The organism is Acinetobacter sp. GW821-FHT01C12 (assembly GCF_059422625.1).
The window spans coordinates 708,134-722,023 of record NZ_JBWKXD010000001.1 but is presented as its reverse complement, the minus strand read 5'-3'; the positions used below and the strand labels follow the sequence as shown (position 1 = coordinate 722,023).

The window sequence follows — 13,890 nt, the reverse complement described above, 5'->3', positions numbered from 1 at the left end:
ACATGGAGATGATCATGACAGATGTACAGTTAATTCTTAAGAACGGCAAAATTACTACGCTCGACCCGAAACAACCAGAAGTAGATGCAATTGCGATCGTTGACGGAAAAGTGTTTGCCACGGGTGATGAAAATAGCATCATGAAGTTGGCTAAAGCCTCGACAAAAGTGATTGATTTAAATGGTCGTCGCGTTATTCCCGGTTTAAATGATAGCCATCTCCATATTATCCGTGGTGGGCTTAACTATAATATGGAGTTGCGTTGGGAAGGGGTACCGACTGTTAAAGATGCTTTAAACTTACTCAAAGAGCAGGCAGAAAATACGCCAGCACCACAGTGGGTCCGTGTTGTCGGTGGGTGGACTGAATTCCAATTTGCAGAAAAGCGTTTACCAACTTTAGCTGAAATCAATAAAGCTGCACCTGATACCCCAGTTTTTATTCTGCACTTATATGCAAGCGCAATGCTGAACAGAGCAGCATTAGATGTCTTAGGTTTTAATAAAGATACTCCTGATCCACCCGGAGGCAGAATAGAACGCAATGAAAAAGGCGAGCCAACAGGTTTATTATTGGCAACGCCTTCTGCTGCAATTCTGTATTCAACACTGGGTAAGGCACCCAAGTTACCCGTCGAAGATCAAGTGAATTCTACCCGACATTTTATGCGTGAGTTAAATCGACTCGGTGTCACTTCTGCGATTGATGCCGGAGGGGGCGGGCAAAACTATCCAGATGACTATGCAGTGATCAATCAATTGCATGAAAAAGATCAAATGACCGTTCGTATTGCTTATAACCTCTTTGCACAAAAAGCCGGTGAAGAGTTAGAAGATTATCAACGATGGACAGAAATGACGTTTCCCGGTGATGGCGATGCATTATTGATGATGAATGGTGCGGGGGAAAATCTGACTTGGTCAGCTGGTGATTTTGAGGATTTTTATGAACCTCGCCCAGATCTTCCAGAAAAAATGGAAACCGAATTAGAAGCCATTGTTGAACATTTGTCTGAGAAGAAATGGCCGTTTCGAATTCACGCCACCTATGATGAAAGCATTAGTCGATTGCTCAATGTTTTTGAACGTGTCAATGGTAAAAAGCCATTTGAAACCCGTTTTATTATTGACCATGCAGAGACGGTTTCAGAAAAAAACATAGAACGGATCGGTGCACTTGGTGGTGGAATTGCCATTCAACACCGTATGGCATATCAAGGCGAAATCTTTGTTCAGCGTTATGGTGCCGATGCAGCCAAAGACACGCCTCCGGTAAAAAAAATGCTTGAGCTGGGTGTACCAGTGGGAGCAGGAACAGATGCGACGCGTGTTGCATCATATAATCCATGGGTCTGTTTGGCATGGTTAACCACAGGTAAGACTGTGGGTGGCTTTGCTTTATATGATGAGAAAGACTTACTTGATCGTCAGACAGCGCTAAGACTATGGACCAAAGGATCGGCTTGGTTTTCAGGCGAGCAAAGTAATAAAGGTGCTTTAGTCGCAGGTGAACATGCGGACCTTGTTGTACTTTCAGATGACTATCTCACTGTTGAGGGCGATGAAATTCAATTTATTGAATCAGTCATGACGGTGATGGACGGTAAAGTGGTCTATGCGGGTGCCGAATTTAAGCAACAAGATCCACCGATTCCACCAGCATCGCCTGATTGGTCACCAGTCAAGCGATTTGGCGGGCAGTGGCGCCACTCTGAAAATCGTAATGCGCCTTCCTTACAACCCTTACAAAAAAATTCAGCAGTGTGTGCATGTTCTAGCAGCTGTGGCATGCATGGACATTCGCATGCATGGATGATTGACGTTCCTATCAATGATCAGGATAAAAAATCATTTTGGGGCGCATTAGGCTGTTCTTGTTTTGCTTTTTAAAACCAACCTAAAAAATTCCATCTGAAACTAGGTGGAATTTTATTGGGGAGAAATTTATGAAAATCTATCTGATCTCTTTGGCCGTTGGGTTGTTGGTTGGCGTGTTGTATTACCTATTAAATGTGAAATCTCCAGCACCACCTTTTGTAGCTTTATGTGGTTTATTGGGAATGGTTATTGGTGAACAGCTCATGCCAATGATTAAAAACTTATTATCCTAACGATAGGGTGATGCAATAACTGGAGAAAGGGGCAAACGATGCAATTCAGACTAAGTAAGTTATTGAGCTTCAATGCAGGCTATGTCGATACTGCAAGCTTTCTCGCATTGCATGGCTTATTTTCTGCCCACGTGACAGGTAATTTTGTAACATTAGGCGCGGCTTTAGTCTCTGAGAGTCAAACAGGTGCTTGGGCCAAATTGGCGGCATTACCGATGTTCTGTATTACAGTCTTATCAGTCAAATTGTTGGATCAAAAGTTTATCCGCCACCAAAACAGTTCATATGCGTTTTTTCTCAAACTGATGTTTTTGCTTTTTAGTATTGTCGCTGTATGTTCCTACTTTTATTTGCCCTTTCCTAAATACGATACCATCATGAGTTTCACTGTCGGTATGTTATTGGTGGCGGCTATGGCGATTCAAAATGCGATGCATCGTATCCATTGGACGAAAGAATCACCAACAACTGTGATGACGGGTGCTACAACACAATTGATGTTAAATATTGCTGAGCTTTTTTCCAAACCTTCTCAGGAAAAAAGACTGCAAATTCGACAGAGTATTGTTGCAATTTTTCCAACCATGTTGAGTTTTGCACTGGGGTGCGCAGTTGCTGCAATCGTATATAAATTTGCATTGCTGTGGTTATTTTTGCTTCCCCCAGTTTTGTTGCTGATGATTTACATCAATCGGGACAACTATAAAAAAGCTTAGGTTTTGACAGATCCTAATTCTAATTAATTATTGAATGACGAGTAGAACATGGAAAATATACAAACGACGCCACCGAGTGGGTTTTGGAAAACATGTCGAGATCCTTTGTTATTGACAATTGTGGGTGGCGCAATTGATACCATTGGCTTTATCGCACTGTTTGGTTTTTTTACTGCACATGTCACAGGAAACTTAGTCTTAGCTGGTGCTGCTTGGGTTAAAGGTGGGCCTGGGATTTGGATTAAGCTTGGGGCAATTCCCTTATTTATTCTGACTGTTGCCATCACCAAATATTGGATTGATCGTAGCGTACAAAAACATACCACCTTAAGTTATTTATTTTTGGGGGAAGCAATTTTTTTAATTGGGTTTATGCTTACGGGTTTATATTTTGAACCGTTTAAAGATGCCAATAGTGTCACTGTCGCAATTACAGGTGGTTTAGGGCTGATCGCCTTAGCTATTCGTAACACTTCAAGTAAAACCTTAATTAAACATATTAGTCCGAGCACCATGATGACGGGAAATACAACACAGTTAGGTATAGATATTTCTAATTATTTAAGAGATCGGAGCGATAGCAATATGCAAAAGCTACAGCATAGTTTCAGCATTGTGGTGGGTTTTGTGATTGGCGCATTTTTAGGTGCTTTTTTATATGTGTATCTAGATTTCTGGAGTGTCGCTTTCTTTGTCGCACCTGTGTTGTATCTATCTTATCTCGCAGCCCAGCAAAGATTTGTCCAACCAAGCTAGTGGCTTAATGATGAATAAACTTCAATGAGTAATCATACTTGATGGCGTCTTTGTCATGATTATTGTGACCACGTGGGCGCTTAAAAATTCCTTCAAATATCTATTGGAACAATCATTTTTTAGTTAAATCAAGCCTTGATTGATTTAACTCGCATTCATCATTCACATTTTTGAAAAATCCAGAAATTAAGCCATGTCTTGTCAAACAGCAAAGCCAGCATCTGTCATTTATTTTAATTATGGACTTTGCAAAATTAAGGTAAACCTATGTCAAATATAATTAAATGTATGATTCCTTTTGTTTCATTGCTCAGTATGCAGTTGCATGCTGCTCAACACAGCTTAGACAAAAATAGTCCTTATTTGTTTGGTGATTGGCAGGGGATGAGGACTGAACTTTTAACGCAAGGGATTAAATTAGATGCAAACTTGATTGTAGACAGCGCTTATTTAGCCGATGGTGGCTACAATTCGGGGAATGATCCTAAATATGCCAGTCAATTTTTAATTGGTTCAACTTTAGATTTAGAAAAGCTGGCAAATTGGGAGGGGATGACATTAAAAGTAACAATCACAGCAAGACAAGGACAAAGTTTATCTTCGGAAGATATTTCTGATCCATCTGCACCACAGCTTGCCAATGTTCAAGCAAATTATGGTCGTGGTAACAGTAAAAGTCGACTGACCGAGTTTTCTTTGGAGAAAAACTTTAAACAACAGGAGCTCAGTATTAAATTAGGGCGTTTGGGAATAGGTACAGATTTCAATGTGATGTCTTGTGAATTTCAAAATAATTCATTTTGTGCTGCGCAAATGGGGAAATGGCAAAGCGGAATTTGGTATAACTCTCCAATTTCTCAATGGGGTGGTCGTTTAAAATATCAATTTCACCCAGATCTGGCCGTACAAATCGGCGTTTATGAATATAACCCTCAAAATGCTTTAGAACGTCATGGCTGGAATCTGAGTACCCATCACGCCGATGGTGTCACCATTCCATTAGAGATGATCTGGCAACCGAAATCATTGATCAATGGATTAGCAGGAACTTATCGTGTAGGAGCTATGTATAACAGCGCAGATGAAGCTAAAAATCAAAAGGATATACGGACGGGGCAGCAACAAAATCATACTTATGGCGCTTGGTTTAATTTTGACCAGCAGCTTACTTCTGTTGGTGTAGGAAAGCAGGGCTTACACAGTTTTGCCAATTTTACATTCCATAGCCGAACCACCAACAAGGTGGATCAGTCTCAACAGATCGGTTTAAAGTATTATGGGGTGATAAGCAGCCGAGCTGAGGATAATTTGGGTTTTGCACTGAATCGTATTCATATCAATGATCGTTTTGCAGAAGACAAGAAACAATTTAATGCTGATGCCGAATATAATATTGAATTAAATTATAGTTATTATCCAACAAAATGGCTGATGTTACGTCCAAGCCTGCAATATATCGTTCATCCTGGTGCAACACATGATGTCAACAATGCTTGGGTCTTGGCATTGGGAACAAAGCTTAACTTTTAGCATAAAAAATCTAGCTAAAATATTTTAGGATGAGTCCAATTTAAATAGACAACATTAGACAAAAAAAAATAGCATTAAATATTTGATATTTAATGCTACAGATAAATTTAGAATGAGGATGATTTGGATTAATTTATTTTCTTAAAAATAAAGTCATTAATCTTATGACCTGCCTCAATACCACGACGTTCAAACTTGGTTTGTGGACGCCATTCAGGACGAGGATAGCTATTGCCTTTGCCTGCTAAATTTTCTAAACGAGGACGATTGTCTAAAACATCGAGCATCCATTCAGCATACGGTTCCCAGTCTGTTGCAGCATGAAATGTACCACAGATTTCCAGTTTCTCTTCAACCAATGGCATACGATCATGAGAAACAAAACGGCGTTTAAAATGACGTTTTTTCTGCCAAGGATCAGGGAAATAAAGTTGAACTGTATTGATACTATTGTCAGGCATTTCACGCAGAACTTGGATTGCATCTGCATCTAAAACACGAAGGTTTTTAACTTCTGCCATACCGGCTTCATAAACACATTGCGCAATACCAGGCACATGCACTTCGATTCCAACAAAATTACGTTCAGGATTGGCTTTTGCCATCAGAACCAAAGAGCGGCCCATACCAAAACCAATTTCTACCGTAAGTGGGCGTTCAGGATGTTCAAAGTGTTGACGTAAATCGCCGACAGGGTATTCCAAAATTAAATCACGATGTTGTTCAAGCGCAGTACGTTGTGAAGTATTGAGCGGTGACGATCTACGCATAAATGTCACAATTTCACGGTGTTCTTGCAAATTGTCTAATTCTACAATTTGTGCTTCAATTTGATCGTTTGACATGATTTAGGTAATACTAGAAATCTAAAAGGCGTATTGTAAGTGCTGAGCTTCGCAAGTCAAATTTTTTATAGAATTTCATTCAATTCTAATAAATTTACAATGAAAACTGGATAAAATCATTATCGAGCACTGAGTCAAAGACTATTCTTGTTATTCAATACGTCGTTATGTTCATTTAGACTTTGTCTAATTAACTCGATTAATTCACGCGATGCTTTAGGTAGCGCTTTATCTTTTAACCAAATCAGATAAATCGGGACAGAAAGTTGATTGTAGGTATTTTTAAAATCAATTTGGATTAAATGCCCAGCATCAATATGTGATTTGACCAATGAATATGGGAAATTTCCCCATCCTAAGCCGATCTCAACCATATCAATCGCCGTTTGTAGATCATTGGTTCGCCAATAAGATGCAGCAATTACCGATCTCAAATCTGCAATATCAAGCGCACTACTCGCAACAACAATTTGCCGAACATTAACCAAATCCTCGATATAAATAGGATGAACTGCTTGATTCATCAAAGCATGATTTGCAGATATCGTTGCAACAACAACCTCCATGCTGACTAACTGTAAATGTTCTTGCATTTTAATATGTTGCCCTGAACCCGCTAAACAAATTGTGATTTGTTCTGAATACAGTAAATGCAAAATATCATCTTGTGGTGCAGTAATGATTTCGATATTGAGCAGTGGGTATTTTGATGCAAGTTTATCAATAGATTGTAAAAGCTTTTGATTATTTACATCCGATACAACCCCTATTTTTAAGGTGCTCTCCAAACCTAAGGACAGTTCATAAGCATGTTTACTTAATTGTTTTAATTGTTCTGAGATGATTCTTGCTTGTGGGGCTAAGGCAAGTGCTGACGCTGTTGGAATCACTTTGCGGGGTGTTCTTTCAAACAGTTGTAAGCCTAATTCTGCTTCAATATTTGCGATACCCATACTGACGGCTGATGGTACTCGATTTAAGGCACGAGCCGCAGCAGAAAAAGAGCCTGTATCCAGTACTTTTACAAATAATTCTATATTTTCGCTGGTGAAATTCATAATTGGTATCAGTCAAACTGAAAGCTATTGTCTTTATCTATTATTATAGCTGAAATTAAAATGGCTTTTTTGAAAATCTGTTTGGGTAAGTTTATGCAAGGTCTTAAACGTAGAGTAATTTATGTAAGTACCTATGAAATCATTGGATTAGGTATTTCTTCTTTGGGGCTGGCACTACTTTCGGGTACACAATTAAACCATACAGGGCCTTTGGCTTTCCTGATTACCACGATTGCTGTGAGCTGGAACTTTATTTATAACTTAATTTTTGAAGCATGGGAAAAACGCCAAACTTTACGTCAACGTACAGTAAAACGCCGTGTAGCTCATGCGATCGGATTTCAATTAACCTTAGTAGTTTTTCTTATTCCATTGATTGCATGGTGGATGAATATTAGTTTTCTAGAGGCATTTTTATTAGATGCGGCTTTAATTGTTATCATTCCAATTTATACCTTTATTTTTAATTGGTCTTTTGATCGATTATTTGGTGTTCCACTTTCCGCTCAAGCTTAAAAATGTAAATGTTTCTGCTTAAGTTATTTGCCCATTCAATTGAATGGGCAATAATTTAGGTTTTTTCTAGCACAATAATTTCTATTTAATGCTTTAAATTTATACGACAGCTGATGTCGCAACAATAAAGAAATCGCCATTGTTGACCGCTCATAATTTATATAATCACTAAAGTTCATTCGGAAAATTAGGTGTGAGTGATGACAGAGCGTATTAGAGAAAAACTGCAAATTTTAGCAGATGCTGCGAAGTATGATGTGTCATGTTCATCCAGTGGCAGTAACCGCAAAAATAAAGACAGTGGGCTAGGCAATACGGGGGCTGGAATTTGCCATAGTTATACCGAAGATGGTCGATGTGTATCGTTGCTTAAAATCTTATTTTCCAATGTGTGTATTTTTGATTGCTCATATTGTGTTTCTCGCCGTTCTAACGATGTCAAACGAGCTGCTTTTACGGTACAAGAAGTTGTTGATTTAACTATTAATTTTTATAGAAGAAATTATATCGAAGGGCTGTTTCTCAGTTCAGGAATTTTTAAGTCAGCAGACTATACCATGGAGCGCATGCTACAAGTCGTTAAAAAGCTACGATTAGAAGAAAACTTTAATGGCTATATTCATTTGAAAACAATTCCAGGTGCTTCACAGGAGATTATCCATGAGGCAGGGCTTTATGTAGATCGAATGAGTATCAATTTAGAAATGCCTACCGCAGAAGGTTTAAAAAAGTTTGCCCCTGAAAAAACCCATGACGAAGTGCAAAAAGATTTGGGCATTGTTCGCGATCGTTTGATTCAATTTAAAGATGAAAGAAAAATTATAAAAACTGTGCCGAAGTTTGTTCCAGCAGGACAAACAACTCAAATGGTGGTGGGTGCACATAACGAAACGGATCAGGATATTATCTTAATGGCTGATCGTCACTACAAAGAATTTAAACTCAAACGGGTATATTTTTCGGGCTATATTCCGATTAATGATGAAGAAAAAGCGTTGCCTTCGGTGGGTTCAGCACCGCCATTACTGCGTGAAAATAGATTGTATCAATCGGATTGGTTAATGCGATTTTATGGCTTTGAAGCAACTGAAATTGTCAATGCAAAGCATCCAAATTTAGATTTAGATATCGACCCCAAACTGAGTTGGGCGCTACGTCATCCCGAACAATTTCCTATCGATATCAATCAAGCTGAATATCGAATGATCTTAAGAGTCCCTGGAATTGGGGTCCGTTCAGCTAAGAAAATTGTTCAAGCACGTCGCTTTGGTAAAATTCATATTGATCAAATCAAAAAATTGGGGATTGCGTATAACAGGGCAATGCATTTTATTCGTTGTGCTGATACCCCTCCATTTTTAAAAGATCAATTACCCAGCCAAATTCGCCAGAAAATATTACAGACAGGGCATTCAAAATATACTCAACAACTTTCGCCACAATTGGATTTGTTATTCTAAATGGCGAAATATATTTTTGATGGGACCATGACAGGGATTTTGTGCTGTGTATTTCGTGCATTTCAATTTAAAGAGTTTGATGCCATTGTCTCAAGTGAAAACAGCACTCAAGCCGCTTTATTTGATGAAACGATTTTTGTTGAATCTAATGACGCTCAAGCCAATAGAGTTTGGCAAGGCTTAAAGTTAAAAGTTTCAGCAAGTGGTTTACGTAATTTTTACTATACTTTTTTATCTGAACAGGAAGATGCTTTTCAACATCTATTTAATTTTAGTGTTTATGCATTCTTCGCTCAAAAAGCGATTGATCGAGATTTTGGTCATCCAGATGTTTTGGCACTGTCAAAATGGGCCAAACAAGTGGGAAGAGAAAAGCACCGTATGGAAGCTTTTGTTCGCTTTAAAAAATGTAAAGATGAATTATTTTTAAGCTTGGTTAAGCCAGATTTCAATGTTTTGCCTTTGATCGAAAAGCATTTTAAAGCCAGATATCAAGACCAGCGCTGGCTTATTTATGATGAAAAACGAGATTTTGGAATCTATTTTGATTTAAGACAGGTTCATCATGTCAATATGAATGTCTTAGAGATTGATCAAAATATTCATCAAGGCTCTAGTCAAGATTTTAGTGTTGAATTAGATCATCAAGAGGTTCTATATGATCAGCTTTGGAAAGATTATTTTAACAGTGTAAATATTTCAGCGCGGAAAAACATTAAACTACATATTCAATATGTACCAATGCGATATTGGCGCTATATGAACGAGAAAACGATTTAAATATTTTTAAATCAATAATATGGGCTGTATCTATAGCTGGATCTTGAATAATATAGTTTTGGTTTTGATGTCTAGCGGGCTTTCTACATTACATTTATGAATGAGTTTGGAAATTTGTCAGTTCTTAGGTATTAAATAAGATTCTCTGATTATTCTATATTTCTAAGACTCGTGTTTTTTCAATTGATTTTTTTCGGAATCAAAAACCTTATAAACCCTAGTTTATAAGGTTTTAACGCATCTACTCAGAATAATATAAATCAGATTTCGGGATTGATCATTTATTCACTTTGGACTTAATCATCTAACACTTTAGACAGTCGTTCATTATCTGCTTTCCCAATCTGCCAGTAAGAACAAGCATAACAATCTTCTTTGCCCCAATCACTTTGCTTTCTTAAGATATTACGACATGCGCGTACAGCTTGTAGTTCAGCGGTAATATGTGCAAAACGGCTTGCTGGTAAATTAATGAATTCAGGATGGCGTAACAATTCGTCAGCCAATAAACTTTGCTGAAGCGGGTTTGGATTGAACAGCCATATTTGCTCTAAATCAGCTTGTGTATTTAGTTCGATTTGATCTTCTACAGTTGCCACTTCTGCAATGACATATACTTTGGCATCAGCTGTTAATTTTTCTAAGATCGCTTGAGTAACTGCAAGTCCAGTCCCATCAGTGATAATGAGATAATGATTCAGCCCTGTAGGGATTGAATTTTTAGCGGCAGTAGACATGGTTACGCCAATTTGATCTCCAGGTTGAGTACGATCTGCCCAGTGACAAGCCACCGTATCTGTACCATGCATTGCAAACTCGATGGTTAGGGTTTTGTTGACTAAATCAATATCTCGATGGGTATAAGTCCGAATTTCTGGCATCATCTCAGGATTACTGACAATCCACTTACGCTGATTAAAATCAAAATCAGGAATTTCTATCGCAGTTTGATCATGCCTTGGAATAAAAATTTTATTGTTATCACCAATACTGGTGTATTTGAATTTCTCTACATCTGCACAGTCAAAAATAATACGAACATAGTTTGGACCTAGATATATTTTCTCTTTCACTTGAATAAAAGTGCGATGTGCATTCAGCGCCATGATTTATTCCATATAAATAACAATAATTCTCATTATCGTATCGGCTTTTACATGAAAATGCCACTATTACCGCGAGAGTTGATGATAAAACTGCAAAGATGCTCTATATCCTGCATCAATTAATCATAAACAATTTAATCTATATATTTGTATTATTCAGTATGAGGAGGAATAACATAAGTCACTGAATCATATTTAGGTTTATTTTTATATTCAGAAATAACTCCACCTAAAGATTCTGCGATATGACGACTGGGATAATTTTCAACAGCTACAGGATAAATAAAATTTTTAAAACTCAAGTTGCCTGAAGCCCAATGAACCATGCTTGTTACCGCATCTTTACCAAATCCTGACTTATGTCGATCTTCTCGAATCCAAATGCCTAATTCAGGTGTTTCAGTTTGTATTTGGTGCAGTCCTGCAAGGCCAAGAAACTCATAATTAGCAATGTTTCTGACGACGAAAATTAACTCATTCCCATGTTTAATATTCTCTAGCCATTTATGCCAGATCTCATCAAACTCTTGACGGTTTTGCGGAGGATCCCAAGCCATATATCGAGTTAAGGTGGGAGTAATATGCTGAAATACCTCATCAGCATCTAAAGATGTAAATGGTTTTAAAACAACCTGAGAAAAATGGATCTCTATATTATTCCAGTTCAAAAAAACCTCGAAAATTCAAAATTACAGTTAATTTATCGTATAGCAGCCAAAAGGTACATGGTTAAAATCAGGATCAGTTTAAGCTAAAAACCAATCCTAAATTGAAGCCAACAATAGGGATGTCGATTCTAATTTTCTAATTCTATTTTGAATATCGAGCTTCAATTTAAATCCTGTATTCATAGCAATCAGAATTTTTATTGATTTACTTTAATCAATAACCCGCGGAGTAAAAGGTTTAGTGCTGTTCTTCCCGAGTTGAGTCTTTGATTATGGTCTTCACCATCAGCTATCCAAAACGCGGCTTCAGCTAAACTGCCATAAATTAAGCAGGCGAGTGCTTGCGGATCAGCTTGCTCAATGATTCCTTGCTGGATAAGTTGCGCTATCTGTCTTTGCATCGAATCAATACAGTGCTGTTGCGAATCTATCGATGCACTACCCAATACCGCTCGTGCATCGCGCAGTACGATGCGCTGATATTCTGATTCTATTGCCATGTCTAGATAATTATGACAACGCTGACTAAATCCTGACCAAATATCTTTAGCTTGTTCGGAGATCACATCTAAACGTTGATCCATTTCATGATCGATTTGTGCAACGACTGCAGCCAGTAATCCTTTTTTATCACCAAAATGGTGATACAACGCACCACGAGTGAAACCTGCCTGTGCGGTGAGATCATCCATTGAGGTATCGGCATAACCGCGTTCACTAAAGACTTTTCGAGCCATCGTAATGAGTGCAGCACGGGTCTCTTCCATTTCAATACGAGTACGACGAACCATCAATTTCTCCTTACATACGTTTCGTATGATTATTTACATGCACTGCGTATGAATGTATGCTTTATTCATACGCAGTGTATGTATTTTTGCTGAATCCTTATATGTTTGCAAGAGATTGTATTCAGGAGAGTCTGATGATTGGTCCATATAGAGAACTATTTTGTGTCGCGGGTACCCAAGGTTTTGCTTTGGCTGGCTTATTGGCTCGGATTGCCTTACCGATGACCGGCATTGGTATCATTGTTATGTTATCTCAACTGAGGGGGAGCTATGCGCTGGCAGGTACAGTGTCTGCGGTATTCGTATTGACATACGCATTAGTGTCGCCCCAAGTATCAAAGTTAGTTGATCAATATGGACAAAGCCGCATACTACCTATCGTAACAACGATCAGCAGTATTGGTTTACTAGTATTGGTATTTGCTTCATGGTGGCGGGCAGCTGATTGGACGTTGTTTGTGGGTGCATTATTGGCGGGTTTTATGCCCAGTATATCTGCCATGGTAAGGGCGCGTTGGACAGCAATATATGCTGGACAAGCTCAATTACAAACCGCTTACTCACTAGAAACAGTCCTAGATGAAGTCACCTTTATTATCGGTCCGCCATTGTCTGTTGGTTTATCGGTAGCAGTGTTAGCACAAGCAAGTTTACTGGTTGCAACATTGTTGTTGATTATCGGTGTATTTCTATTGGTGTTACAACGGGGTACAGAACCCCAAATCGACACACAAGATTTAACTCATAAGCATTTAGGCTCAATCATTATGCTTGTTCAGATACGCTTGCTGACATTGTTAATGGTCGGAATGGGAATCATTGTAGGTACGATTGATATCGTTAGTGTCGCCTTTGCTGAACATCTTGGTCAGCCTGCAGCTGCCAGTTTGGTGCTTTCTGCATATGCGTTAAGTTCATGTTTAGCTGGCTTATTATTTGGTGCAGTTAAATTGAAAATGTCTTTACAGCATCTTTTATTACTCGGAGGCGTGGCAACTGCAGCAAGCACATTACTCTTATTATGGGTGAATAGTATTACGATGCTGGCAAGTAGTGTTTTACTTGCAGGGGTATTTTTTGCACCGACGATGATCGTCGCAATGGCACTGGTTGAGCGCATTGTGCCAAAACATCGCCTGACGGAAGGTATGACATGGTTACTAGCTGGGTTAAATGTTGGCGTGGCACTAGGCGCAGCAATCTCTGGACAAATGGTTGATGGCTATGGGCTAAGATCGGGTTTTCTCGTTGCATTATGCGCAGGGGGTATGGTGTTGGTGGTTGTGTTATGGGGACATTACCGTATGGGTAATGACAGCATAGCAATATCAAATGATCCATCATGATGATCAGTATGATTCTTTTTGCTGTGCTTTCTGGAGTGGTCTTCAATTGAGGACTTTAGTTTAAGTAAATGCCATGATTCATAAAAAACCATTTCAGCGACTCAATGCGGAAATGGTTTTTATGAAATATGTGTGCTTAAGATAGCGTTAAAGGATTTTATCTAAAGCGTATTCTGTTGGTTATAGTATATTTGGTAATAGCGCGTTC

At 38.5% G+C, this 13,890-nt stretch carries 14 protein-coding genes; 9 read left to right on the top strand and 5 right to left on the bottom strand.

The window, feature by feature from the left end; genetic code table 11:
• The first annotated feature begins 14 nt into the window (after positions 1-14).
• The 5 genes from AC07WY_RS03585 (at position 15) to AC07WY_RS03565 (ending at position 5,112) form a co-directional block, all read left to right on the top strand.
• Positions 15-1,889 (top strand): amidohydrolase, encoded by a 1,875-nt coding sequence (locus AC07WY_RS03585; protein ID WP_262085838.1) that lies wholly within the window; start codon positions 15-17, stop codon positions 1,887-1,889.
• Positions 1,890-1,945: 56 nt separating this feature from the next.
• Positions 1,946-2,110: a DUF1427 family protein gene (locus tag AC07WY_RS03580; RefSeq protein WP_004721074.1), complete on the top strand. Its 165-nt coding sequence runs from the start codon at positions 1,946-1,948 to the stop codon at positions 2,108-2,110.
• 38 nt (positions 2,111-2,148) lie between these two features.
• The gene (locus AC07WY_RS03575) at positions 2,149-2,826 is read left to right on the top strand and encodes a YoaK family protein (RefSeq protein WP_227515068.1); all 678 of its coding nucleotides are present in this window, start codon (positions 2,149-2,151) and stop codon (positions 2,824-2,826) included.
• A 48-nt stretch (positions 2,827-2,874) separates the two neighbouring features.
• Positions 2,875-3,582: a YoaK family protein gene (locus tag AC07WY_RS03570; RefSeq protein ID WP_262085839.1), complete on the top strand. Its 708-nt coding sequence runs from the start codon at positions 2,875-2,877 to the stop codon at positions 3,580-3,582.
• Positions 3,583-3,849: 267 nt separating this feature from the next.
• Positions 3,850-5,112, top strand: a complete 1,263-nt coding sequence (locus tag AC07WY_RS03565) for a carbohydrate porin (protein WP_494735725.1) — start codon at positions 3,850-3,852, stop codon at positions 5,110-5,112.
• A gap of 128 nt (positions 5,113-5,240) precedes the next feature.
• Here AC07WY_RS03565 and trmB read toward each other — a convergent pair whose 3' ends face one another.
• On the bottom strand, positions 5,241-5,957 hold the full coding sequence (trmB, locus tag AC07WY_RS03560) for a tRNA (guanosine(46)-N7)-methyltransferase TrmB (protein ID WP_494735724.1): 717 nt from the start codon (positions 5,955-5,957) through the stop codon (positions 5,241-5,243).
• Positions 5,958-6,091: 134 nt separating this feature from the next.
• The gene (locus tag AC07WY_RS03555) at positions 6,092-7,015 is read right to left on the bottom strand and encodes a LysR family transcriptional regulator (RefSeq protein ID WP_494735723.1); all 924 of its coding nucleotides are present in this window, start codon (positions 7,013-7,015) and stop codon (positions 6,092-6,094) included.
• Between the two features lie 93 nt (positions 7,016-7,108).
• Between AC07WY_RS03555 and AC07WY_RS03550 the strand changes: the two genes are divergently transcribed.
• The 3 genes from AC07WY_RS03550 (at position 7,109) to AC07WY_RS03540 (ending at position 9,771) form a co-directional block, all read left to right on the top strand.
• Positions 7,109-7,531, top strand: coding sequence for a PACE efflux transporter (locus AC07WY_RS03550; RefSeq protein WP_494735722.1), 423 nt, complete (start codon positions 7,109-7,111; stop codon positions 7,529-7,531).
• 200 nt (positions 7,532-7,731) lie between these two features.
• Complete coding sequence (locus AC07WY_RS03545) at positions 7,732-8,991, top strand: putative DNA modification/repair radical SAM protein (RefSeq protein ID WP_034612872.1); 1,260 nt, start codon at positions 7,732-7,734, stop codon at positions 8,989-8,991.
• Positions 8,992-9,771 carry a TIGR03915 family putative DNA repair protein gene (locus AC07WY_RS03540; protein WP_494735721.1) on the top strand — a complete coding sequence of 260 codons (780 nt, stop codon included), beginning with the start codon at positions 8,992-8,994 and terminating at the stop codon, positions 9,769-9,771.
• 296 nt (positions 9,772-10,067) lie between these two features.
• Here the strand turns inward: AC07WY_RS03540 and AC07WY_RS03535 are convergent, their stop codons facing one another.
• From AC07WY_RS03535 to AC07WY_RS03525, 3 genes are all read right to left on the bottom strand, one after another.
• Positions 10,068-10,877 carry a siderophore-interacting protein gene (locus AC07WY_RS03535; protein ID WP_419333999.1) on the bottom strand — a complete coding sequence of 270 codons (810 nt, stop codon included), beginning with the start codon at positions 10,875-10,877 and terminating at the stop codon, positions 10,068-10,070.
• 152 nt (positions 10,878-11,029) lie between these two features.
• Entirely contained in the window at positions 11,030-11,545 is a 516-nt protein-coding gene (locus tag AC07WY_RS03530; protein ID WP_419334000.1) for a GNAT family N-acetyltransferase, read from the bottom strand.
• Between the two features lie 197 nt (positions 11,546-11,742).
• Positions 11,743-12,336, bottom strand: coding sequence for a TetR/AcrR family transcriptional regulator (locus tag AC07WY_RS03525; RefSeq protein ID WP_419334003.1), 594 nt, complete (start codon positions 12,334-12,336; stop codon positions 11,743-11,745).
• Positions 12,337-12,470: 134 nt separating this feature from the next.
• On the opposite strand from AC07WY_RS03525, the gene AC07WY_RS03520 reads away from it, so the two are divergent.
• Entirely contained in the window at positions 12,471-13,682 is a 1,212-nt protein-coding gene (locus tag AC07WY_RS03520; protein WP_494735720.1) for an MFS transporter, read from the top strand.
• Positions 13,683-13,890: the final 208 nt, after the last annotated feature.

Bases quoted from the DNA above. Each gene is read 5' to 3' on its own strand.
- AC07WY_RS03555 (WP_494735723.1), bottom strand. From the start codon at position 7,015: ATGAATTTCACCAGCGAAAATATAGAATTATTTGTAAAAGTACTGGAT.
- AC07WY_RS03575 (WP_227515068.1), top strand. From the start codon at position 2,149: ATGCAATTCAGACTAAGTAAGTTATTGAGCTTCAATGCAGGCTATGTC.
- AC07WY_RS03585 (WP_262085838.1), top strand. From the start codon at position 15: ATGACAGATGTACAGTTAATTCTTAAGAACGGCAAAATTACTACGCTC.
- AC07WY_RS03565 (WP_494735725.1), top strand. From the start codon at position 3,850: ATGTCAAATATAATTAAATGTATGATTCCTTTTGTTTCATTGCTCAGT.
- AC07WY_RS03535 (WP_419333999.1), bottom strand. From the start codon at position 10,877: ATGGCGCTGAATGCACATCGCACTTTTATTCAAGTGAAAGAGAAAATA.
- AC07WY_RS03570 (WP_262085839.1), top strand. From the start codon at position 2,875: ATGGAAAATATACAAACGACGCCACCGAGTGGGTTTTGGAAAACATGT.
- AC07WY_RS03540 (WP_494735721.1), top strand. From the start codon at position 8,992: ATGGCGAAATATATTTTTGATGGGACCATGACAGGGATTTTGTGCTGT.
- AC07WY_RS03525 (WP_419334003.1), bottom strand. From the start codon at position 12,336: ATGGTTCGTCGTACTCGTATTGAAATGGAAGAGACCCGTGCTGCACTC.
- AC07WY_RS03520 (WP_494735720.1), top strand. From the start codon at position 12,471: ATGATTGGTCCATATAGAGAACTATTTTGTGTCGCGGGTACCCAAGGT.
- trmB (WP_494735724.1), bottom strand. From the start codon at position 5,957: ATGTCAAACGATCAAATTGAAGCACAAATTGTAGAATTAGACAATTTG.
- AC07WY_RS03580 (WP_004721074.1), top strand. From the start codon at position 1,946: ATGAAAATCTATCTGATCTCTTTGGCCGTTGGGTTGTTGGTTGGCGTG.
- AC07WY_RS03550 (WP_494735722.1), top strand. From the start codon at position 7,109: ATGCAAGGTCTTAAACGTAGAGTAATTTATGTAAGTACCTATGAAATC.
- AC07WY_RS03545 (WP_034612872.1), top strand. From the start codon at position 7,732: ATGACAGAGCGTATTAGAGAAAAACTGCAAATTTTAGCAGATGCTGCG.